The organism is Lutibacter sp. A64 (assembly GCF_022429565.1).
Taxonomy (GTDB): domain Bacteria; phylum Bacteroidota; class Bacteroidia; order Flavobacteriales; family Flavobacteriaceae; genus Lutibacter.
This window is the reverse complement of record NZ_CP092487.1, coordinates 1,429,469-1,453,821: the sequence shown is the minus strand read 5'-3', so window position 1 is coordinate 1,453,821 and position 24,353 is coordinate 1,429,469. Positions and strand designations below refer to the sequence as shown.

Annotated in this window: 22 protein-coding genes; 13 read left to right on the top strand and 9 right to left on the bottom strand. The window is 29.0% G+C overall.

The features are described from left to right. Positions 1-183 precede the first annotated feature (183 nt). Together rpsA and MKD41_RS06110 are read left to right on the top strand one after the other, a co-directional pair. Positions 184-2,058 carry a 30S ribosomal protein S1 gene (gene rpsA, locus MKD41_RS06115; RefSeq protein WP_240244556.1) on the top strand — a complete coding sequence of 625 codons (1,875 nt, stop codon included), beginning with the start codon at positions 184-186 and terminating at the stop codon, positions 2,056-2,058. Between the two features lie 166 nt (positions 2,059-2,224). Continuing rightward, a complete protein-coding gene (locus MKD41_RS06110; RefSeq protein WP_240244555.1) occupies positions 2,225-3,043 on the top strand; it encodes a hypothetical protein in 819 nt (272 codons plus the stop codon). 11 nt (positions 3,044-3,054) lie between these two features. Here the strand turns inward: MKD41_RS06110 and MKD41_RS06105 are convergent, their stop codons facing one another. The 3 genes from MKD41_RS06105 to MKD41_RS06095 are packed head-to-tail and all read right to left on the bottom strand — an operon-like array spanning position 3,055 to position 7,301. After that, positions 3,055-3,393 (bottom strand): tRNA-binding protein, encoded by a 339-nt coding sequence (locus MKD41_RS06105; protein ID WP_240244554.1) that lies wholly within the window; start codon positions 3,391-3,393, stop codon positions 3,055-3,057. A gap of 6 nt (positions 3,394-3,399) precedes the next feature. Next, positions 3,400-6,828 (bottom strand): OmpA family protein, encoded by a 3,429-nt coding sequence (locus MKD41_RS06100; RefSeq protein ID WP_240244553.1) that lies wholly within the window; start codon positions 6,826-6,828, stop codon positions 3,400-3,402. Between the two features lie 5 nt (positions 6,829-6,833). Then, positions 6,834-7,301: an Mpo1 family 2-hydroxy fatty acid dioxygenase gene (locus tag MKD41_RS06095; protein ID WP_240244552.1), complete on the bottom strand. Its 468-nt coding sequence runs from the start codon at positions 7,299-7,301 to the stop codon at positions 6,834-6,836. A gap of 221 nt (positions 7,302-7,522) precedes the next feature. Between MKD41_RS06095 and MKD41_RS06090 the strand changes: the two genes are divergently transcribed. From MKD41_RS06090 to MKD41_RS06070, 5 genes are all read left to right on the top strand, one after another. Further along, positions 7,523-10,225: a TonB-dependent receptor gene (locus MKD41_RS06090; RefSeq protein WP_240244551.1), complete on the top strand. Its 2,703-nt coding sequence runs from the start codon at positions 7,523-7,525 to the stop codon at positions 10,223-10,225. Between the two features lie 685 nt (positions 10,226-10,910). After that, positions 10,911-11,081 (top strand): hypothetical protein, encoded by a 171-nt coding sequence (locus MKD41_RS06085; RefSeq protein ID WP_240227172.1) that lies wholly within the window; start codon positions 10,911-10,913, stop codon positions 11,079-11,081. 209 nt (positions 11,082-11,290) lie between these two features. Further along, positions 11,291-13,543, top strand: a complete 2,253-nt coding sequence (locus MKD41_RS06080; RefSeq protein ID WP_240244550.1) for a PKD domain-containing protein — start codon at positions 11,291-11,293, stop codon at positions 13,541-13,543. 140 nt (positions 13,544-13,683) lie between these two features. Further along, the gene (locus MKD41_RS06075; protein WP_240244549.1) at positions 13,684-14,235 is read left to right on the top strand and encodes a TetR/AcrR family transcriptional regulator; all 552 of its coding nucleotides are present in this window, start codon (positions 13,684-13,686) and stop codon (positions 14,233-14,235) included. A 53-nt stretch (positions 14,236-14,288) separates the two neighbouring features. Further along, complete coding sequence (locus tag MKD41_RS06070) at positions 14,289-15,149, top strand: SDR family oxidoreductase (protein ID WP_240244548.1); 861 nt, start codon at positions 14,289-14,291, stop codon at positions 15,147-15,149. A gap of 42 nt (positions 15,150-15,191) precedes the next feature. Here MKD41_RS06070 and MKD41_RS06065 read toward each other — a convergent pair whose 3' ends face one another. From MKD41_RS06065 to MKD41_RS06055, 3 genes are all read right to left on the bottom strand, one after another. After that, positions 15,192-15,674 (bottom strand): hypothetical protein, encoded by a 483-nt coding sequence (locus MKD41_RS06065; protein ID WP_240244547.1) that lies wholly within the window; start codon positions 15,672-15,674, stop codon positions 15,192-15,194. An 11-nt stretch (positions 15,675-15,685) separates the two neighbouring features. Then, positions 15,686-15,946 (bottom strand): YodC family protein, encoded by a 261-nt coding sequence (locus MKD41_RS06060; protein WP_240244546.1) that lies wholly within the window; start codon positions 15,944-15,946, stop codon positions 15,686-15,688. 94 nt (positions 15,947-16,040) lie between these two features. Next, positions 16,041-16,517 (bottom strand): Hsp20/alpha crystallin family protein, encoded by a 477-nt coding sequence (locus MKD41_RS06055; RefSeq protein ID WP_240244545.1) that lies wholly within the window; start codon positions 16,515-16,517, stop codon positions 16,041-16,043. A 364-nt stretch (positions 16,518-16,881) separates the two neighbouring features. Here MKD41_RS06055 and MKD41_RS06050 point away from each other — a divergent pair, with 364 nt between their 5' ends. Continuing rightward, positions 16,882-17,307 (top strand): VOC family protein, encoded by a 426-nt coding sequence (locus tag MKD41_RS06050; RefSeq protein WP_240244544.1) that lies wholly within the window; start codon positions 16,882-16,884, stop codon positions 17,305-17,307. Positions 17,308-17,342: 35 nt separating this feature from the next. Here MKD41_RS06050 and MKD41_RS16370 read toward each other — a convergent pair whose 3' ends face one another. From MKD41_RS16370 to nfsB, 3 genes are all read right to left on the bottom strand, one after another. Beyond that, complete coding sequence (locus tag MKD41_RS16370) at positions 17,343-17,780, bottom strand: DUF4437 domain-containing protein (RefSeq protein ID WP_256451672.1); 438 nt, start codon at positions 17,778-17,780, stop codon at positions 17,343-17,345. Positions 17,781-17,814: 34 nt separating this feature from the next. Next, a complete protein-coding gene (locus tag MKD41_RS16365) occupies positions 17,815-18,081 on the bottom strand; it encodes a DUF4437 domain-containing protein (RefSeq protein WP_256451671.1) in 267 nt (88 codons plus the stop codon). 125 nt (positions 18,082-18,206) lie between these two features. Further along, positions 18,207-18,866, bottom strand: coding sequence for an oxygen-insensitive NAD(P)H nitroreductase (gene nfsB / locus MKD41_RS06040; protein WP_240244543.1), 660 nt, complete (start codon positions 18,864-18,866; stop codon positions 18,207-18,209). A gap of 226 nt (positions 18,867-19,092) precedes the next feature. Here nfsB and MKD41_RS06035 point away from each other — a divergent pair, with 226 nt between their 5' ends. From MKD41_RS06035 to MKD41_RS06015, 5 genes are all read left to right on the top strand, one after another. Further along, positions 19,093-19,428, top strand: a complete 336-nt coding sequence (locus tag MKD41_RS06035) for a winged helix-turn-helix transcriptional regulator (protein WP_240244542.1) — start codon at positions 19,093-19,095, stop codon at positions 19,426-19,428. A gap of 197 nt (positions 19,429-19,625) precedes the next feature. Then, entirely contained in the window at positions 19,626-20,615 is a 990-nt protein-coding gene (locus MKD41_RS06030) for a hypothetical protein (RefSeq protein WP_240244541.1), read from the top strand. A gap of 147 nt (positions 20,616-20,762) precedes the next feature. Further along, positions 20,763-21,119: a hypothetical protein gene (locus MKD41_RS06025; RefSeq protein ID WP_240244540.1), complete on the top strand. Its 357-nt coding sequence runs from the start codon at positions 20,763-20,765 to the stop codon at positions 21,117-21,119. Positions 21,120-21,422: 303 nt separating this feature from the next. Then, complete coding sequence (locus MKD41_RS06020) at positions 21,423-22,346, top strand: hypothetical protein (RefSeq protein WP_240244539.1); 924 nt, start codon at positions 21,423-21,425, stop codon at positions 22,344-22,346. A 4-nt stretch (positions 22,347-22,350) separates the two neighbouring features. Continuing rightward, positions 22,351-24,336, top strand: coding sequence for a TonB-dependent receptor plug domain-containing protein (locus MKD41_RS06015; RefSeq protein ID WP_240244538.1), 1,986 nt, complete (start codon positions 22,351-22,353; stop codon positions 24,334-24,336). Positions 24,337-24,353: the final 17 nt, after the last annotated feature.

The window sequence follows — 24,353 nt, the reverse complement described above, 5'->3', positions numbered from 1 at the left end:
AAATTATATAAAAGCTTCATTTTCTTTTTGTTATAATAAAATAAAATTACTAAATTTGCACTCCTTTTTACGAGAACAGATTTAAAAAGGATTTTATAAAAAAAATATATAAATAATCTCTTAGCGTTAATATCGTTTAAAATCTGATTAACAACAAGATACAAATATTAATCATCAGAACGTATGTCTGAAGAAACAAAAAAAACTGAAGAGCAAGTTGATGCTCCTAAAGTAGAAAATACTGAAGCAACTGCTCCAGTTGAAGCAAAAACAGCAGCTGCACCTGTAGTTGAAGAAGAAAAAGTAGAAGAAGTAAAGGTTAGCCCTGAAGAATTCTTAGAAAATTTTGACTGGCACAAATACGAAGAAGGTATTGAGGCAGTTGACGAAGAAAACATTAAAGCGTTTGAAGCTGCCCTAGAAGGAACTTTAGGCTTAGTAAATGAAAGAGAAGTAATTGACGGAACTGTTGTAAGAAAAACAGATCGTGAAGCTATTATTGATATCAACTCAAAATCTGAAGGTGTTATTTCTTTAAACGAATTTCGTTACAATCCAGGCTTAAAAGTTGGGGATACTGTTGAAGTTTTAGTTGATAAAAGAGAAGATAGTACTGGTCAATTAGTATTATCACATAAAAAAGCAAGAGTTATTAAAGCTTGGGATCGTGTAAACAATGCACACGAAACAGGTGAAGTAGTTAACGGTTTCGTTAAATGTAGAACTCGTGGAGGTATGATTGTAGATGTTTTTGGAATTGAAGCATTCTTACCAGGTTCTCAAATTGATGTTAAACCAATTAGAGATTACGATCAATACGTAGAGAAAACAATGGAATTCAAAGTTGTAAAAATCAACCAAGAATTTAAAAACGTTGTTGTATCTCATAAAGCACTTATTGAAGCTGATATTGAAATTCAGAAAAAAGAAATTATTGGTAAATTAGAAAAAGGACAAGTATTAGAAGGTGTTGTTAAAAACATTACTTCTTACGGTGTATTTGTTGATTTAGGTGGTGTTGACGGTTTAGTTCACATTACAGATTTATCTTGGTCTAGAATTAACCACCCAAGTGAGGTTGTTGAATTAGATCAAACATTAAACGTTGTAATTCTTGATTTTGATGATGAGAAAACAAGAATTCAATTAGGATTAAAACAATTAAATGCGCACCCTTGGGAAGCATTAGATGATACTATTAAAGTAGGTGATACAGTAAAAGGTAAAGTAGTTGTACTTGCTGATTACGGTGCATTTATTGAAGTAGCACAAGGTGTTGAAGGGTTAATTCACGTTTCTGAAATGTCTTGGTCTACACACTTACGTTCTGCACAAGATTTTGTATCTGTAGGAGATGAAGTTGAAGCACAAGTTTTAACTTTAGATAGAGAAGAGCGTAAAATGAGTTTAGGTATTAAACAATTACACCCAGATCCTTGGAATAATATTGCAGAAAAATACCCAGTTGGTTCAAAACATACAGGTACTGTACGTAACTACACTAACTTTGGAGTTTTTGTTGAATTAGAAGAAGGAATTGACGGATTAGTTTACATTTCTGATCTTTCTTGGACTAAGAAAATTAAACACCCATCAGACTTTGTTACTGTAGGTGATAAATTAGAAGTTGAAGTATTAGAATTAGATGTTGAAGGACGTAAATTAAACTTAGGTCATAAACAAACTACTGAAAATCCTTGGGATGCTCACGAAGCTACTTTTGCAATCGATTCTATCCACGAAGGAACTGTAAAAGATAAAAGTGATAAAGGTTTAATCGTTACTTTACAAGATGGTGTTGAGGCATTTGTACCAAGCCGTTTTATAACTAAAGAAGATGGAACTAAATTAGCTAAAGGAGATACAGATAAATTTAAAGTTATTGAATTTAACAAAGAATTTAGACGAGTTGTAGCTTCACATACATCAATATTTAAAGCACAAGAAGAGAAAAACATCAAAGTAGCTCAGAAAAAAGCTGAGTCTGCAGATAAAACTACTCTTGGAGATTTAGGTGGAGATTTAGCTGCCTTAAAGAAAAAAATGGAAGGAAAATAAAATTTCTAACATTTAATATAATTAAAGCTGCATCAATTAGATGCAGCTTTTTTTTGCAATTTAAAGCATTAATATATTTGAACTGTATCATTTGATACAGTTTTTTTTTACGTTATTCCATCAATATAAATTACCTTTGCAGCCTTAATTTAGAATTACATTTATTATGAAAAAAATATTTTTAGCCATTGTATTATTTAGTTCGTTTACTAGTATCGCTCAAGAAATTAATTACAATGATGCCGGACCAAACAAAGGGAAGTTTTTTGCATATTGGGGGTGGAATAGAGCACATTATTCAAAATCGGATATAACTTTTAAAGGAGATGATTATAATTTTGAATTAAAAGATGTTGCTGCAAACGACAAACCAAAACCATTTGGTATTTATTATTTTAAACCAGATGAAGTTACAATTCCACAAACTAATTTTAGAATTGGTTATTTCTTTAAAGAAAATTACAATATTGCCATTGGTGTTGATCATATGAAATATGTTATGAAAAACGACCAAACAGTAACTTATAAAGGGGATTTGCCGTTAGGAAGTAGTGATTTTGTTTCTGGAAATGAGATTGATTTAGCTGCAGATTTCTTAAAATTTGAACATACTGACGGGTTAAACTATGTAAATGTAGAAGTTAGTAGGTATGATAATTTAGACAATTGGCTAAAATTTAAAGTCAAAAATATTGATATAAATTTAACTGAAGGTGTTGGTGTAGGTGTTTTATATCCTAAAACAAATACTACTTTGTTAAGTAAAGAGCGTTATGATGAATTTCACGTATCTGGATACGGTTTATCAGCGCATGCAGGATTGAATATTACATTTTTTAAACACTTTTTTATACAATCTAACCTAAAGGTTGGTTATATAAATATGGGAGATATTAGAACAACTGCTAGTAAAACAGACTCGGCTTCGCAACATTTTACGTTTTTAGAAAATATGTATGTTTTTGGTGCTAGATTTGGCTTGTAAAACAGTAATAACTAACTTACTTGTTCTCCATTTTTAGCAGTTTTAGAAGGTTGTAAAAGAATAACTTTATTCTCTTTATTTGGTATTCCTAAAACTAAACACTCACTTAAAAAATTGGCAATTTGTTTCTTTTTAAAGTTAACAACTGCCAATATTTTTTTGTTTAATAAAGTATCTTTTGTGTAAAAGTCTGTAATTTGAGCGCTAGATTTTTTGATACCTAACTCACCAAAATCAATTGTAAGTTGGTAGGCTGGTTTGTGTGCTTTTGGAAAATCGGCAACTTCAATAACAGTGCCTATTCTAATATCAACTTTGTTAAAATCTTCAAATGTAATTTCGTTTTTCATAAGTTTTTATTCTTCAATAACAATAAATTCGGTTCTTCTGTTTAGTAGATGGTCTTTTTCACTGCATTTTACTCCGTTAGAACAACCATTAATAAGTTCGGTTTCACCATAACCTTTTCCAAAAATTCTTGAAGTATCTATTCCTTTTGAACTGATATAAGAAATTATTGAGGCAGCTCTTTTGTTAGATAATTCCATGCTGTAATTGTCAGGAGCTCTACTATCGGTGTGTGATTTTACCTCTATCTTTAACGTTGGGTAATTTTGTAAAACAGCAACAACTTTGTTTAATTCTACCGCAATTTTTGGTGTAATAATATCTTGATTTAGTTCAAAATTAAGCTTATTAGTTTTAACCATTTTTTGGTTTCTAAGAAATATAAATTCATCTAACAAATTTAAATAAATTGTTTTGGTTGTAACAATATTATAATTTGTGGTAGGTTCAATGGTGAAATTATAAGGCTCATGACCTTTTGATGTTATTAAGATGCTGTTTTTTATGTTACAATTTAATTCTAAATTAAAATTACCATCTGTACCAATCAGAGTTTCTTTTAACTTTTTTTCATTTGAAAATACGGTTATAAGACCTGTAGTAATTGGTAACTCTGTAACTTTGTTTAAAATTGTACCATTTAATATTTGCACACAATCAATAGGTTTTAATTGTATAATTTTTTCTATCGTTGCTTCTGTGATAGTATCTGTAGAAAAAGTAATTTCAGTGTTTTCGTAATTTGTTTTTTCTACACGGATTTTATATGTAGTATCACAATCTAAATCAAAATTAAATTGAAATGCTTTTAAGTCAATTGTTGCTTTTAAAAGGTTGTTTTCAAATAAAGAAACTTTTAAATTGTTTAGTCTTTTCTCTGTATTTTCATCTATAATTTTACCAATAAAATTTTGATTGCATTCAATAGGAGTAAGTTTAATGTTTTTAATATGATTGAATTCATTTTTATTGTCAGAATTCAGTGTGGTTTCAGCAGTTTGGAAACCTTCTTTTTCAACACTAATTTTATAAATTTCTTCACATTCTATTTTAAAACTATACTTATTTTCAGAAAGTTGAGAATCGATTAATGCATTGTTTTTAAATAGTTTAACAGTTACATTATTTAACAGTTCATTGGTTTCTGAATTAGAAATTGTTCCAGAAATAAGTTGATTGCATTCAATAGGAGTAAGTTTAATGTTTTTAATATGATTGAATTCATTTTTATCGTCAGAATTCAGTGTGGTTTCACCAGTTTGAAAACCTTCTTTTTCAACAACTACTTTGTAATTTTCGTCGCAATCTATTTTAAAACTGTACTTATTCTCAGAAAATTGAGAATCGATTAATGCATCGTTTTTAAATAGTTTAACAGTCTCATTATTTAACAGCTCATTGGTTTCTGAATTAGAAATTGTTCCAGAAATAAGCTGATTGCATTTGATAGGTGTAAGTTCAATATTTTTAATATGATTGAATTCGTTTTTATTGTCAGAATTCAGTGTGATTTCAGTAGTTTGGAAACCATCTTTTTCAACACTAATTTTATAAATTTCTTCACATTCTATTTTAAAACTATACTTATTTTCAGAAAGTTGAGAATCGATTAATGCATTGTTTTTAAATAGTTTAACAGTTGTATTATTTAACAGCTCATTGGTTTCTGAATTAGAAATTGTTCCAGAAATAAGCTGATTGCATTTAATAGGTGTAAGTTCAATATTAGTAGTAAAAGTAAAGCCTGCCTGCTTGTCTGTAGTTATTGTGATATCTTCATCTAAGAATCCTTCTTTTTGAATGGTTATTTTATAGGTTGCCTCGCATTCTAATTCAAAATTAAAATTAGAACGATTGTTTAAAGTTTCAGAAGTTATTAATACAGTGTTTTTAAAAAATTTTAAATCGGTGTTTATTAAAGGCTCTTTGGTTAATTTATTTGAAATAACACCGTTAATTGATTGATTACAAGTAAGTGGAGATAAAGCTAAATTTATAGTGAGCTCTTTATTGTAATTTGAATCGGTGTTAATCTTTATTTCAGTAGGGTGGAAGCCTTCTTTTGTTGCAATAATTATATATTCATTATTACATTCTAGTTCAAAAGTATAAAGCGCATTTTTAAGTGTTGTTTTCTCTGAAATAATTTCACCGTTTTTATAGAGTTTTAAACTGCTATTTTCAATATTTTTTGTTGTTAGCTTGTCGGTTATAAGTCCGTTAATTTTTTGAGTACATTGCACCGGAGATAGTTCAATATTTTCAACAATTTCAGCATCTAAAGTCGCGTCGGTTTTAAAAGAAATTTCGTTAGTGCTGTAATGTTCTTTTTCTGCTGAAATTTTAAAAGTTTCATTGCAATTTAAATTAAATTGGTAGCTACCATCTTTAGTAGAAGTTAAAGAGTCTAGTAGTTGATTTTTAGTATTGTATATCTTTAATGTAGCGTTGGCAATGGGTTTTTGGTTGTTTTTATCAATTAGTAAACCACTTATTAATTGATTGCATTCAATTACTACATCAACTAATTTAAAACCATAAATATCTACATCACCTTTTCCTTTTTTTCTATTTGATACAAAAAATCCGGTATCGTTCTTTGGGTTGGTTGCATATCCAAAATCTGCACTTTTTGAATTTATTGGAGCAGGTAAATTTTCAACTTTACCATAAGTTCCATTTATAAATTCACTTTTAAAAATATCTAAACTTCCTTGTCCTTTATGTCCAAATGAAGCAAAATAAAGTGTGTTATTTTTATCTACAAACGGATACAAATCATCATCGGAAGTGTTAATAGTACTTCCTAAATTTTTTGGACTGGTTAAGCTACCATCATTTAAAATATTTGAAACATAAATATCATAATAACCATAACTGTCTGGCATATTTGCAGCAAAAAATAATTTTTTACCATCTTTACTTATAGAGGGATTTTTTATAGAGTAATTTGGATTACTAAATGTTACTTGTGAAACATTTGAAATATTAAAATTAGCATCAATATCAGCTTTAAAAAGTTTTATAGATTCTTGTCGATTTCTAGTGTTGTTGGCTTCTTCTGTGTAGTAATTATAACCACAAAAATAAATTGTTTTTTTATTAGGACTTAACGCAAAATCACTTTCATTAAACTTTATAAACGATTCATTTTTAATTCTATTGGTTTCTATAATATCACTGCTATCGTTTAATGTACCAACATAAAATTCTAATAAAAGTTGTTTTTTATTTAATCTTTTAGTTAAAGCAGCACTTCTATCATTCGCTGTTTTTTTTGAGGAGGCAAAAAGTACAGTTTTAGCATTTAAAAAATTAACACCAAGTTCTGCATATTTAGAGTTTACTTCAGAATTAAAAATTTTGTATTCTTTTTGTTGTCCAAATAAGATACTTGAAATTAAAAATGTTATTGTATATATTAAATTTTTAGTCATAAAACTTAAATCTGTTTTTTTGATATTTTTTCAAAAACCCACGCAGGGCCAATTAATAAAAATTGTAAGTCTTTAAAAAAAGAGGGTTTTTTACCTTCTAATTTATGACCATAAAATTGCCCAATCCAAGCAACAACAAAAATAATTAAAGACGTATATAATAATGGCGCAATAATAGATAAATAATAATTACCAATTAAGCACAGTAAAGAAAAAAATAACATTTTTATAAACGTAGTGTAAGAGAGTTTTATATAAAAAAATAATAAGGCTATTAGAATTATAGCTGCCCAATTTTCTATAATTGGATTACTAATATTGAATAAATTTGAAATAAAAGTAGAAGGAATACTCATTACCAAACCAACAATGCTAAAAAATATTGCAGGTACGCAGAAATAATGTATTAATTGATTGGTTTTATTTTGATGGCTTATAGCATATTCATCAAACCATTGTTTTTGTGTTTTCATATGTTAGTATTTTATAAAAATTACTAGCTATTTGCTAATATAGTTTTATTGAATGACATACCATTCAAGGTTTTTTAAATTGTAATTCGTGTGCGTTAACAAACATTAACATTAATTAACAAATATTTTTCTGAATTTCTGTTTTTTTGAAGGAACTTTATCCCATATTAAAGATAAAAAAATAATGTTGTTATAAAATATAACACAAAAAACGAACTTTTATGATTAATTATTGTTTAAAAAAACAATTTGTTTTAGCTCTTTTTATTTTGTTTTGTTTAATTGAAACTGCTTATTCTCAGAGTATTAAGGGGGTTGTGTTAGATGAAGATAACGAGCCATTAGAATTTGCCTCAGTTGCTTTGTTGCAACCATCAGACTCTTTGTTGATAAAATATACATCAACAGAACAAGATGGTAGTTTTGATATTTCTGGATTTAAGCAAGGAACTTATTTGCTACAGGTTTATTTAATGACTTACCAAGCAAATCAACAAACTATAGATGTTACAAAAAGTGAATTAGATTTGGGAAAATTTATTTTAAAAAAAGATATAAATGTATTAGATGAGATTACTATAAATGCGGTGGTGCCAATTAAAATTAAACAAGATACTGTTGCATTTAATACCAAGGCGTTTAAGGTAAAACAAGACGATAATGTTGGTGATTTAATTAAAAAATTACCAGGTGTTGAAGTTGGCACAGATGGAGCAGTAAGCGCACAAGGTGAAAGTATTACTAAAATTTTGGTTGATGGTAAAGAGTTTTTTAATAACGACCAAACTATTGCACTTCAAAATTTAAATGCTGATGCCATTAAAAGTGTACAAATAATTGATGAAGAAAGTGATGATACCAGAACAACTGGTATAAAAGATGGTGAAAAAAATAAAATAATTAATCTAATTTTAAAAGAAGGTAAAAAGTCTGGTTATTTTGGAAAATTAGGCGCAGGTATTGGAACAAATGATAGATATACTACTAATTTTGATTTAAATAGGTTTACAGCAAAAACACAATTAGCACTATTTGGAAAATTAAATAATATCAACAATACAGGTGCTACAGTTTTTAGGAGAGATGGAAGCGTTGGAGGATCTAGTGGTTTTTTAACCACAGGAACTGCTGGCGCAAATTATAACTACGAATTTAAGAAGGACTTAAATTTTAATTTAGATTATAATTATGGATATTCAGATAGAGAAGAAGAAGAATCTTCAAAAAGAACACAGTTTACGCAAGACGATTCATTTACAAGAGAAAACGCTAGCAATAGTCAAAATATATCTAACAACCATAATGTTAATTTTAGTTTAAGAGATAGATCTGTAGAAGGTAAATATTTAGAGTTTAGAGGAAGTTTTAAAAAGGATGATAGAGAGTCTGATAGCTTTAGCGCTACAGAGTTTTATGATGAAAATGATAATTTAGATGCCAGTAGTGAAAGAATAACAAGAAGCGAAGATGATAGAAGTAATGGGAAACTAGATTTTTCTTATAGAAAAAAATTAAACGACAATGGTAGAAACTTAAGGGTTAGAAGTGGTATTTCTTTTACAGATAATAAAGATATGAATTTTCAAAATTCAAAAAATTCAACAGATGGAACTAGTGCAAACGAAATTAATGAGTTAACAACTAAAGACGAGAAAAACAAAGCGTTAAATTATAATGTCTCGTTTAGGTATATGGAACCTATTGTAGAACATCATTTGGTAAGTTTTTCATCTAATTTAAATAACAATAATAATGATGAAAGTGTTGAGCAAATTAAAACAATTGACGACTTAGTTCAAAATCCATTTATTTACGATTTAGATTATAATAAAAAAGTATACAATAATCAGTTAGGTTACGTGTTTAGTAAAGATAAATTACAAATATATTTATCGGGTTCTCTAGAAACAATGCAACAAAAATTAGAGGTAGATAATATTGAAGTTATAGATAATAATTACAATAATTTTTTACCGAGAGCTTCACTTACGTACGAATATAAAAAAGGAAAAAGATTACGATTTAGATATAGCAAAAATACATCGTTACCTAGTGCTAATCAAGTATCTCCAATTGTAAACGATTTTAATGCTCTTTATATTTCTACAGGTAATATAAATTTAACTCCAGAGAAAAATGACAGTTTTAGTTTAAGGTATAACTCGCACGACTTTAGTAAAGCAACCAGTTTTTATTCGAATTTAAGTTATGCAAAAACTACAAATACCATTATTTCTAGTCGAAGTATAAACGATGATTATGTAACGACTTCAACCTATGAAAACTTTGGAGATAAAGAAAGTGTAAGTGGGCGAGTAAATTTAAGTAAAAAAATAAATAATATAAATTTAAGATATAATATTAATCTTGGAGGTAGTATTAACAATTATACCACAATTATAGATAGTGAATATAACGAGACAGATAGTAAAAGTTGGAATTTTGGATTGAGTTTTAGTAACGAAAATAAAAATAAAGTAGACTTAACTGTTGGAGCAAACTACAACTTTAATAAAACAAATTACTCGTTACAAAACCAAGATAGAGATTATGTAAAACAAAATTATTACTCAAAATTCGACTGGGATATTACAAATAGTTTAACCTTTGATACTCAATTCGATTTTTCTTTATACACAGACAATAATTTTGATTCTCAAACCATTCCAATTTGGAATTTAGGACTTGATTATGCTTTCTTAAAAGGAAAAAGAGGAAACTTAAAACTACAAGTTTTTGATATTTTAGATAAAGATTTAGGTCTTGTTAGAACTAGTTCTGATAGTTATTTTCAAGAGACTATTAAAAGTAATTTAGGAACTTACGCAATGTTAAGTTTTACCTATAGTTTAAAACCACCAACAGGTAAAGAAAGTAAACGCGGCGGAGGTGGCCGTGAAAGAAGAGGTCCTAGACGTGGTTAATAGATTACTTTTCTAATAAAAATAAATACATAGTAATTTATAAAAAGCTTCGGTTATATAGCCGAAGCTTTTTTTGTGTAATCTAAATTAAAAGTATTATACATCAGGTTCGAGTGGTTTTTTTAAATGAAATAGAGAAAAATTGTATCGAGAACTTTTATTTACAATTAAAACGATTGTTCTCGACACTTATTAAGCCAATAAAGGCTTAAAATTTACTAAAGCTTACGTAATTTCATCTAAATACATAAAAGATTTTGTAATTGTTTAGAGCGTTTTAAAGTCAGTTGTTTAAGAGAACTTTTTGCAACCATATACTTTAACTATTTATTCATTTTCGTTATATTTGAGTTTATAAAAAAATTGCATTTTCATAAATACTATTTATTATACCGTGTAAAAATTATTTTTATCTGGTTTTTTAGTTGGATAAGTGTATTGAAATTGTAGTTGTGAGGAGTTAGCTTTAATTAAGATAATGAAAAATCTATGAAATTATCAAATAATAGTTTTCGTCTTTTTGGTGCATTAGTTCTATAACTTGCATATTTTATAAATTGGTTTTAACACACTTGCGAAAAAAATCCTCATAAATTTCCTAGGTCCATAATATTTATTAAATTTATAATATAGATTACTTAATTAGAACTATTTAAAAAAGATAACCTACAATAAAATCCAAAAGATGAAAAAGATATTTTATTTAAGTTTATTACTACTTTTTTTAAGCTGTAAAACAGAAAGAAAAGAGAAAGAATTTATCGATAGTCCAATTCTTGATGAAAAAGACGTAGTTATAATTGATTCAGTGATAAAAAATCCTTCAAATACAATTATATTAGATACTATTGAATAATTAATTTATAATTCAATTTTTTACGATTACTATATTTTAATTTGTATAATTTTTATTAATAGAGCTAATTAAAGGTGTGAAATTAGTAAAATTAGAGACTTCTTATTTGAAAATAGGGCAAATGCCGTATAGCATTTAAACAACTTTGAAATTACTTTTATCGAAGTAAAAATCTATTTTTTAAATTCTCTAACTAAATTATTTTCAGCATGAAATCACACCATTTATTAACAGTATTAAAAGGATTCTTTTTTTCGTTTATTTTGTTTTCATTTATTTTGGCTTGTTCCAAAAAAGATGAAATAGAAGAAATTCCAGTTGCAGCATTTAGTTTTACACCAGCCACACCAGAAGCAGGAACAGAAGTGAGTTTTACTAACCAAAGTACCGATGCAGATAGTTACCAATGGTCAGCCGAAGGCATAAGTTTTAGTTCTACAGAAGAACACCCAAAATTTACCTTTGAAACAGCAGGCGATTATGAAGTAAAATTAGTCGCGACTAATTCAGCAGGATCAGATGAGATTATTAAGACAATAACAGTTACAGCGGCTCAAGAAGCGCCAGTTGCAGCATTCAGTTTTACACCAGCCACACCAGAAGCAGGAACAGAAGTGAGTTTTACTAACCAAAGTACCGATGCAGATAGTTACCAATGGTCAGCCGAAGGCATAAGTTTTAGTTCTACAGAAGAACACCCAAAATTTACCTTTGAAACAGCAGGCGATTATGAAGTAAAATTAGTCGCGACTAATTCAGCAGGATCAGATGAGATTATTAAGACAATAACAGTTACAGCGGCTCAAGAAGCGCCAGTTGCAGCATTCAGTTTTACACCAGCCACACCAGAAGCAGGAACAGAAGTGAGTTTTACTAACCAAAGTACCGATGCAGATAGTTACCAATGGTCAGCCGAAGGCATAAGTTTTAGTTCTACAGAAGAACACCCAAAATTTACCTTTGAAACAGCAGGCGATTATGAAGTAAAATTAGTCGCGACTAATTCAGCAGGATCAGATGAGATTATTAAGACAATAACAGTTACAGCGGCTCAAGAAGCGCCAGTTGCAGCATTCAGTTTTACACCAGCCACACCAGAAGCAGGAACAGAAGTGAGTTTTACTAACCAAAGTACCGATGCAGATAGTTACCAATGGTCAGCCGAAGGCATAAGTTTTAGTTCTACAGAAGAACACCCAAAATTTACCTTTGAAACAGCAGGCGATTATGAAGTAAAATTAGTCGCGACTAATTCAGCAGGATCAGATGAGATTATTAAGACAATAACAGTTACAGCGGCTCAAGAAGCGCCAGTTGCAGCATTCAGTTTTACACCAGCCACACCAGAAGCAGGCACAGAAGTAAGTTTTACTAACGAAAGTACCGATGCCGATAGTTACCAATGGTCAGCCGAAGGCATAAGTTTTAGTTCTACAGAAGAACACCCAAAATTTACCTTTGAAACAGCAGGCGATTATGAAGTAAAATTAGTCGTTACCAATTCAGCTGGTTCAGATGAGATTATAAAAACAATAACAGTTACAGCGGCTCAAGAAGCGCCAGTTGCAGCATTCAGTTTTACACCAGCCACACCAGAAGCAGGCACAGAAGTCAGTTTTACTAACGAAAGTACCGATGCCGATAGTTACCAATGGTCAGCCGAAGGCACAAGTTTTAGTTCTACAGAAGAACACCCAAAATTTACCTTTGAAACAGCAGGCGATTATGAAGTAAAATTAGTCGCGACTAATTCAGCAGGATCAGATGAGATTATTAAGACAATAACAGTAATTAATGGGGGAGGAAGTGGTAATTCCTGTAACCTTCCTGAATGTTATGTAGAAAAGACAACAACTGTTTCTTCGGGGGTTACAACAACGGTTACTTATGGTTATACGGTTATAAGTGGTTCAAAAAAACTTTCATCAATTACAACTTCTACAGGTTATGGAAATTTAGTTACTAGTTTTCAGTATGATGTACAGGGACGAAGAATAAAATCTGAAAGTAAATTAGGAGGTTCATTGCAAAATTATACTGAATATAACTATAATAACGATCAAACTGTGAAAGCTAATACCTATGATTCTTCAGGAACATTAACAGGATATTCTATTGATAAATATGATGCAAATAATAGATTAACGCGTACCGATATATATTCATCAGATGGAAAATTGGGTAGTTACGTGGTATATTCTGATTTCTTGAGTACAGAAGAAAGTTTCCCTCAACTTGTACAAACCTATGATTCTAGTAATGCAATTACTCAAACTGATACACATACATACCAAGATTGTCAGCTAAAAAAGACGGTTTCTAAAGATGGGAGTGGAACTGTTATTGGAGAAATAAATAATACAATTGATGCTAGTGGTTTATTACGTACTAGTTCAGCTACTATTTATACACAAGGATTCACAATTACAAGTAATACAGATTACGTTTATGATTGTGATTAATAAAATTTATACGGTAAATTAATTAAAAATTCTAATCGATTTTAGCTCGGTTAGAATTTTTTTTGATGTTTATTTTAGCATTTAAAATATAAATTCATAATAACTTGGAATAATCATTCCAAGTTGTGTATATTTGCAATGTGAATAAAAAAGAAGCCATTTTACAATCAGCTATAGAACTACTTACTGAGAAAGGAGTTCATAATACGCCAATGTCTGCCATTGCAAAAGCTGCAGGGACTGGAATGGGAACTATTTATAATTATTTTTTAAATAAAGAAGAGTTGATCAATGCTATTTATGTTAATATAAAACAGCAAGAGAAAGATGTTTTTTTAGATTTTGATACAGCTAAACCTATTAAAACCCAATTTGAAAATTATTTTGTTTCTATGATTGAATTTTTTATTGCAAATCAAAACTATTTTATGTTTATGGAGCAATTACAAGCATCTCCAATAATTACTAAAGAAAGTAGGGATGAAGGTGGAAAGTCTATAGCTTCTGTATATGCGCTTTTAATAAAAGGTAAAAAAGAACGTATTATTAAAAATGTTGGGATTGAGGAGCTCCTTATGTTTATTGGAGGTGCTGTTTTAGCTTATTTAAGATGGTATTTTAATCAAAAAGAAATCAAAGATTCATCTCTTAAAAATCAAATAAAAATGGTTTGGGATGCCATTAAAGAATAAAAAATTTTATTTAAATTTTGGAATGAATGTTCATTCTAGTTAAAGTGATACTTATGAAAAAAAATGTATTGATTACCGGGACATCCACAGGAGTAGGATTTGAAAGTGCCGTGCTATTTGCTAAAAATAATTTTAAGGTTTATGCTACAATGCGTAATCTTAGTAAAGCAATAGAATTACAAAAAATAATAGAGAAAGAATCTTTAGATATTGAAATTCTTGAATTAGATGTTACAAAAGTAGCTACAATAAAAACTGTTGTAGAAACTATTATAGAAAAAGATGGAAAAATTGATATTTTATTTAATAATGCAGGGGCTGGTTTTGCAAAAACAACAGAACAAGCAACCGAAGCAGAAATTAGGTGGGTAACAGATGTTAATTATTTAGGAGTTGTTTACTGTACTCAAGAAGTTTTACCTTATATGCGTAAACAAAAATATGGACAAATAATTAGTGTTACATCTGTTGGTGGATTGGTTGGACAACCATTTAACGAACTGTACTGTGGTACAAAATTTGCGGTTGAAGGTTTTATGGAAGGACTAGCTACTTATGTTAGCGATGCTTTTAATATTAAAATTACTTGTGTAGAACCTGGAGGAATAACTACTGAATTTATGAATTCAGCTATTGAAAAAACAGCAAGTGAAGGACAATTTGCAACAGGTGAATATCTTCCAATTTTTGAACGATATATGGCAGGAAATCAAAAAAGGGCTAATGAAAGTAAAGAACAAGTATATCAAACAGGATTAGAAGTTGCAACTGTAGCTTTAGCAATAGCTCAAAATGAAAATCCGCCTTTGCGTATACGTACATCAAAATGGGCTGAAGATTTTTGTGATTTAAAAACGCAGGCAGATCCTGATGGAACTAAAATTGTAGCTCAAATAAAAGATAGTTTTTTATAATTGGTTTTATAAAAATAATATTAAAAAAAAGACGAAAACTTTTTAGTTTTCGTCTTCAGAATTTTTAAATTCTGATTGGTATTTTTTTAAAAATTTCTTTTGTCTATCAATCATTTCTTGATGTATTTTGTCAATATCCATAAAGTCCTTTCCAAAATCACTTCCAAAAAAATCATCATTAAAAAAATGGTTGCTAAAAAGTGAATCTTCAGAAAAAATTGATGAAAAGCCTTCGTTTTTAAATCCAGAATAATTTTTAAAAAAACTTGATTTAAAAGATTGTACTAAACTGTCTTTATTTACAGATGAAAGATTATCGAAATTTTTAGTTGAAGACCAAGAATAAATACTATCATATTTTATTAAGTTTCCATCTTCATCAAATTCTTTATCAACTTTCCAAGACCCTTTAGGTTGTTCAACTACATTGTTTTCATTTTCTTTTGCTAGTTTAGATGCATTATTTTGTCCGTTACAACTAACACTTAAAAAGCCAATCATAATTAATAGCATATATTTTTTCATAACTAAAAAATTTATGTTAAACTTAATTTAGGGTGTGTAAAAAATGTTTTAAATAAACCACCAGTTTCTATTATTTTAATCAGTTTATTTTGGTGAATTACTTTCAATTTTCGTTCTCCATTTTTATACCAAACGCACTCTAAATAGTTATTATTATCAACCAGTCTGAGTAAGGAATCTTTTTTTGGTACATATTTTAGAACTTGCATTTTTGGACCCATAAGTTTTCCTTTAATTTTTACCCAATCTCCGGGTTTAAATTTTCTTGGCATAGCATTAAAATTTTAAAGAATTAAACTAATTTTAAGAGGATGCTGAAAAATCAGCATCCTTTTAAATATTTTGCTCTAAAATTTAATGAGACACTTATGAGATTTTAATACTTCTTGCAGGTTTTTGTTTAGCCTCTTCTTTTTTTGGTAAAAGAATACTTAAAATACCTTCTTGGTAACTCGCATTAATTTTTTCGTCATTTACACTTTCTGGTAAATTAAAAGTTCTTTTAAATGAAGAATAGCCGAACTCTCTACGAGTGTAATTTTCATCTTTTCCCTCACTTTCGTCCTTAATTTCAGTAGAAATAGCTAATACTTCATTGTCGAGGTCAATACGAAAATCTGATTTCTTTAAACCTGGAACTGCCATTTCTACTATGTAAGCTTCTGCTGTTTCTTTAATATTTACCTTTGGTAAAGTAATTCCTGTATTAAAATTAGAATTAAATACTGAAGGAAAGTCTCTATTAAAGAAATCATCTAACCAAGTTGATAGCGTAGGAAAGTTTGTATTTGAATTTGTGTTTGCTAAGCTTCCGTTTTTAGGAACATTTACTAAATTGCTCATAATTACAAAATTTTAAATTAAACATTATTTCAAATTTGAAATCCTTTTTTTCGAATTCATAACTATTAGAGCAAATAAAATACCAAAATAAAAAGAGCTTTTTAAATGGTGGTATTTTATTTAATTCACTGAAAACATGTCGTATATGTGAATTTTTGACATATTTTAAAGTGAATAAATGTCATATTTGAATTTTGAATGCTTGTTCTATTAAAATTACAATTTTAAATACAATAAAAATTTTGAATAAAACCTAAAAATTAAAACTATACAATAGGTGTTTTTAATAGTCATTTTTTAGCTTATTAAAATTTATACTTACTTTTAATCAAATACTAACAATAAAAATATTAAAATAAAATTTATGGATAATAATGAGCCTAGAGTAACTGGAATTGGCGGTATATTTATTAAAACAGAAAATACTGCAGAATTTAAAGCGTGGTATAAAAATAATTTAGGATTTAATACCGATCAATGGGGAACCAATTTTGAATGGTTTGAAGGAGAGCATCCCACAAGAAAAGGGTATACACAATGGAGTCCATTTGATAAAAATACCATTTATTTTGAACCGTCTTCAAAAGATTTTATGATTAATTATAGGGTAGTACATCTTGAGAAACTTTTAGAAAAATTGAAAAAAAATGGAGTCACTATTTTAGATAATATTGAAACATTTGAGTATGGAAAGTTTGTACATATTATGGATAATGATGGAAATAAAATTGAATTATGGGAGCCATATGATGAAGCCTATGAAAAGTTAGTTGAAGGAAGTACTAAATAAGATACTGTATTATTTGATTGAGGTTGATTTACTATTTAAGCTTTTACTTTAAATTTTCCATTACTTCTTATATAAATAATGGTTTCTTTTGCTGCTGAAATTGTTGAAGTTTTATTTTGTTTAACTCCAAAATAAGATCCAGGTGCTAATTTATTTTTAGCTTCTTTTTTAGAAAACTGATGAATTATACTTCCAGAAATAACTACAGTTCTAAAGTTAGGATTCAAATTTTTAATTTTCCCATTAAAACCAGCTGGTAATTTTAAAAGTGTAGCACGTAATTGATTTTTTTCGTGGCTTCCCCATAAAAAAGCAGTTGCTACATTACTTTTTGTAGCAACCCATTCAATATCGTTAGCATTTAACCAAACCATATTGGTTTTATCTACATTTATTGGTCGTTCACCATTATCAAAAGCCTCTGAAGTTGGCTTCACCAAATAGGGGCCTTCTTGAATATCTAAAAAAGCCATATTTTCTTGATCATCTGCAGCAGTAATATGCGCTTCACCTGCTGGTTCCTGCCAAATATGAACCTACTGGTAACCATTGCTTTTTGGCTTGTTCATCATCATTATGTAATAAACCTTGTATTACAACACCACGATAGGTAATATTGTGAATATGTGGTGGTGATGAGAATCCTTTGTTAAACTTCACTAAAAATCCTGCTGGTTCATTTTTGGTACGATCTCCCCAAAGTTTTCCTGCTGCCGGACTTTTATTTCCCCTTAAAGGGTTTAACCAACCCCATTCAATGTTATCTGCAGTCACTACTTCGTTTACAGACTTAATAGTATCTGTTGTTGGTGTTTGCGCGTTAGCATAAACACTTGCTAATACTGCTAAAGCAACAATTATATTTTTTGTTATAACTTTAAATTTACTATTAATTTAAATTATAGTATTGTGAAAATTTCGCTTTCAGCTAATCTAGATTTTGGAGTTTTTTCAGTTGAATTAAAATCCGATTCCGCTCTATATCCTAAAGAAACTGCTACTAATGAAGTGTATCCTTTTTCTCTTAATCCAAACTCTTCATCTAAAGCTTTAACATCAATACCTTCCATCGGTGTAGCATCAATTCCTAAACTTGCAACTCCTAATAAAAAGCTTCCAATGTTAAGATATACTTGCTTTTCCATCCAATGTTGCAAATCCTTTAAATCGTATTTATGAATACCAGCAAAAGCTTTAACAGCGCCTAAAAATCCATTTTTTATATCTTCATTTGGAAATCTTCCGCTTTTATCTTCAGTATCTGCAATATGTTGAAAATATAAATCATCTGCATTTGTTTTTGAACAAAACAATACCACAGCCGAAGCATTGGTTATTTTAGGTTCGTTAAAACTAAAAAATCCTTGTGTTCCTTTTGCCATACGCGCTTTTCCTTCAGTAGTTTCGGCAACTATAAAATGCCAAGGCTGTAGGTTTACACTGGAAGGACTCATTCTTAATAAATTTTTTACTTCAGCCATATCTGCATCAGATATTTTCTTGCTAGGGTTATATTCTTTTGTTGTGTATCTCCAGTTTAGTGTTTCTTGTAAGTTCATTTTTATGTATTGTTTAATTATACTATCATTTTTATAGTCACAAAAGTATATATAGTATTTATATCTCGCAATAACGGTCAAAAAGGATAGTATGAAATAATTTACATAAACAGCTTAAAGATAGGTTGTTAAATATTTAAAAAAAATACTATAAAAAGTATAGTTGTGTTATTTAGTATAGAGTTATACCTTTGTGCTTATAGTAATATGATAAATTTAATATTTTATGCATACATTTAAAGGAAAAGAATACCCTTGTTGTGCGAGTTTAACAATGGGAATTATAGGTGGGAAATGGAAAACGGTGATTTTATATCACTTAATAAAGGGGCCTTTAAGATATAATGAATTGAGAAAAGAAATGCCAACTGTTACAGAGCGAACTTTAAGTTTACAGTTAAAAACTTTAGAAAACGATGGGGTTGTAAAAAGGAAAGTCTATACTTCAAAACCGCCTTTAAAAGTGGAATATTCATTAACTGATTTTGGTAAAACATTAATTCCGGTAATTCAATCTATTGCTGATTGGGGTGATTATGTAGTTGAAAAATACTCTAAATAATTTATAGCTAATTAGTTAAGTGATTGAATGGCGCTCTTGTTGGTATGGAGATTTTTTATACTAAAAATAGAATTGAGAACCTAGAATGTTTTTTGTTAGTATTGTTTTAAAATTTGTAACTTTTACTTTTCAAATTTAAAGAAGCTTATTTTGCTAAAAATAATTAAGCATCTTCATCAATTATTAAATATTACTGTATGAAATTTTTAAAATTTAATTACTTAACACTGTTTCTAATTTGTATTATTCTAAGTCTGGTAACTTCGTGTAAAACTTCAAAATCTATAAAACCTGATCAAAACAATGAAATTCAATTAGTAAAACAAAGTGGAGGTTCAAGTGGAATGGAAAAATTAGATGACGATTCTTACCTAGTAGTTTATGATATTAAAAGTTATAAAACAGGAGCGAGGTTAGCTATATTAAAAATTACTGAAGAAGGTGTTTTAGTTTCTCCAATTACTATTTCTGAATGGGGTGATGAAGGTTTAGCAAGTGATTTAGAAAGTATTTGTAAAATACCAGGTAAAACAGATGAATATTTTATTGCAGAATCTGGAAATTGGAAAGGTGAAATTGGAAGGATTTTTCATATTAAAGTAGATGTAGAAAATTTAATGGCTAAGATTCTTGGTATAACAAAACTTCCTTTAAAAAATATAAATAATTTAGAGGTTGTAGGAGATCAATATGAAGCAATTGTTTGTTTGCCTTATAACGAAAATAAAAGAATACTAATTCTAGCTGAACGCGGTGGTTCAAAGGTAAACCCCAATGGAATTGTTAGGTGGGGAGTTTATAATTTACAAACACATCAGTTAAATTTTAGTGATGTAGGTTTGCAAGGGATTGAAGTGCAAGCGCCAGGCAATTGGACAAATAACAATGCAAAAAGAGCTATTACAGACCTTCATATTGATGCTGAAGGAGGTATTTGGGCGGCAGCTTCAGAAGATATAAGTGATGCTGGTCCTTTTTATTCAGTAATTTATAAAATAGGTCAAGTTGATCTTTCTAATGAAGAACGTCCATTTAAAATCTACACCAATTTTTCTAACTGGGAAGTTATTTCAGGATTTAAAGTAGAAGCGTTATCGGGATCAACTAAAAGTATTAAAGCAACCCATTCTTTTGGAACAGAAGATGAAGTTTATGGTGGTGTTTGGAGACCAATAACAATAGAATAACTGTTTAATTAATAATAGAAAAGTACTTAAAAGTATGAGTAAAAAATAAAAAATAGTTATATGATAAAAATCAGTATAATTTTCAGATTAAATAATTACACATTAGGAATTTTTTAAAAAATATCTGATATTCGCCACGTGAAAACAGTGGCACTTATATTAGCTTTATTTTTATTTTTTAAACCAATACTTCCGCTATTGGAATATGCTGCTTTTTACGACTATATTAAAAATGAACTTTGCGTAAATCAAGATGTTCCTGAAATGCAATGTAATGGAAAGTGTCATTTAAAAAAAGAACTGGTAAAAGCTTCCAATTCTGAAAATGATACTAAAAAAAATCATTCTTATTCAGCAGAACATTCTACAGTTTATTTTTATGAAAAAACACCATTTTATAGCTGTTTAATTTCAGAAGAACAAAAATCAAAAATAAACATTGAATATAATAATAGTTATAAATTTCATTATATGGGATTTATTTTTCATCCTCCACTAGTTTAATTTCTTCATAAATAAGAAACTTTACAATCAATATTCATTATTTAACTATTTGATATAAATAGTTAGATACGGACATGCTTTTTTAAAATTAAAAATAATGAAAAAGTATGCTATATAGTTAACCTAGTTTTATAAATATAGGGGTTATGCTTGTGTTGTATTTTTTGAAATTGTGTGTTTCTTAACTATATCATACAGTAGTTTATTTAATAAAAAGTGGTGCTTTTAATTTTTAATGGTATTAGTATGTTTATTAAAGGCAACTATATTTTCAACAGTTTTTAATTAAACAGTCAATAAATAATGAAACTTTTACAAATTATTGTAATTGCAGTTTTTATTATGGTTACTTCTTGTACCATAGATAAAACGGATTACGAAGCTGAATTAAATATTGAAACTACCGAATTTATTGAATTTGAAGAGGTAACTTCTATAATTAGTGATGATTACACTATTAGTGTTGATGCATTAAACGGTACTTTATATAAAGGCTATAATAAAATTCATTTAAAAGTTGGTAATGCTTTAACCAATGAAAACTTGGATAATTTAAAATTAACCTTTTTGCCAATTATGACAGATGCTAATGGAAACAAAGTTTCTTGCCCGCATAGTTATAATTTAAATTATAATACAGACGAGAATTATTATGAAGGTTATGTTGTATTTACTAGTGAAAGTGATTCAACAGTAAGTTGGCAGTTATTTATAGATGTTGTTGATATTGATAAAACACATTCAGTAGAACAAATTATTACTGTTGAGGAACAAACAAATTTAAATCTAAATATGACGGCGTTTACAGGTAACGATGGCGAACAGTATTTTATAGCTTTAGTTGCTCCGCAGAGTCCGAATGTTTCACAAAACGATTTGGTTGCGGGTATTTATAAATACAATCAACCAATAAATTCTGAAGGAACTTTTCCAGATCCAACTCTGTTTTCATATTCCATAGTAGATAATCATACTTTATTGTTAGATCCAAGAATGCCAGAACCTTCGATGGGAAACCATTCATCGCCTAACAATCAAGATTTGGTTCAACAAAGTGATGGGTTATATCATGGTTTTGTTAATTATACAATGACAGGGAACTGGACATTGAATTTTATATTACTAGATGAAAATGGACAAATTATAAAAGGAACTGAAGTTTCAACAGAATTTACACCAGGTATTGAAGGAGCAAAAGGAGAATTGTATATAGACATTTTATTTTAAAATTATGAAAAGAATAACTATAGCAATACTCTTAATAACAACAGTTGTAAGTGCCCAAACCGTTCAGAAAAAAAGCGACAGTTTAGGTGTAGCTTTAGATGAAGTTGTAATTATTGCAGCTAAAAAAAAGCAATTAGAAACTGAAATGAAAATGGCAGTTACTGTTGATGAGTTTTTAGCATCTTCAAATAATATAAGTTTTATTAAACGTGGAGCTTATGCTTGGGAACCCTTATTAAATAATATGAGTACAGAGCGTTCTACTGTTACCATTGATGGAATGCACATTTTTGGTGCTTGTACAGATAAAATGGATCCTGTAACATCGTATGTTGAGAGTAATAACCTTTCTGAAATAGATATAAAATCTGGACAAGAAGGAAGTTTACACGGAGCAACAGTTGCTGGAAGTATCAATTTAAAAAGAAAAAGTACTGCATTTACAATTGATAAAAATTATAAAGGAGCATACCAAACAGGTTTTGAGTTTAATAACAATCAGTTTTTTAACCTTGCAAATGCTTCTTATTCTAATAAAAATTTGGTCGTTGATGGAAGTATATCACACAGAAAAGCAGCTAATTATAAAGATGGAAATAATGACGACGTAAAGCATTCTCAGTTCGAAAAATTAAATGCTTCAATTGGTATTGCTTATAAAACTAGCGATTTATCTTCTTTAAAAGTAGATGCTATTTTTGATAAGGCAAATGATGTTGGTTTTCCGGCGCTTCCAATGGATTTATTACTTTCTAGAGCACTTATTACATCAGTTGCATATAAACAATTTTTTGAAAAAGGAACTTTAAAAGTTTGGGATACTAAAGTTTATTTTAATGCAATTGAACATTATATGGACGATACAACCCGACCAGAAAATTTAGTGCATATGGATATGCCAGGATGGAGTACAACTTATGGATTGCTTTCTAAAGTAAATTTGAAAAATGATGATTTAGCTTCAGAAATACAATTAAATATATACGATAATTTATCGATTGCAGAAATGAGAATGTATCCACAAGACAGAAGTGAGCGTACAATGTTTGCTTACAGTTGGCCTTGGGTTACTACGCGCTATGCAGGACTTTCAACAAATAATTTGTGGGAAATTTCAGCGGTAAGTCAACTTAACTTTGGAGGATCTTTAGGTTTAAATTATAACTATTCTAAATATGCAGAATTTAACTGGATTTTTCATCCGGGAGCACCTCAGAAAAAAACACGGTTTTTGCCAAGTTTACATGCGGGTTATACGTTACAGGTAAACAACTATAATTTTTCTGTCGGTGGTGGGTATGGACATAGAGCTCCTTCTGTTTCTGAAGGTTATGGATATTATATTTATAATAGTTTTGATAGATACGATTATATAGGAAATCCAGATTTAAAAAATGAAATTTCTTATGAATTAAATGCAAGTGCTGGTGTTAACATTCAAAAGGGAAGTTTACAAGCTAAAGTAAATTATTTCTATATTCAAAATTATATTATAGGAAGAATTTTAAGTTTGGGAAGCCCTATGAATTATCAGTCTGTTGGTGTAAAAGGCTATACTTCGTTAGACAATGCATCTTTGTTTAATTTTTCGCTAAATGCAAAATACAATGTATTGAATAATTTGCATTGGAATGGAACATTAACCTATGCGAGAGGATTGGATGATCATAAAAATAACTTACCATTTATTCGCCCGTTAAGTTATCAAACAACACTACATTTTTCGTATCACAAATTTGGAATTCAAACGTCGTTTTATGGAGATTTAAAACAAAAAAATTACAGTCCGGAATACGGAGAAGATGAAACACCTTCTTATAATAATTTAGATGTTTCAGTAGATTATAATTTTTATATTAAAAATTATAAAGCAGAAATTCAAGTAGGTGCAGAAAATTTATTTAATACATATTACAGCACTTATGCCGACTGGGGAAATATACCAAGAATGGGACGTAATGTATTTACGTCTTTAAAAATAAATTTTTAAAAAAGAATAACTAAACA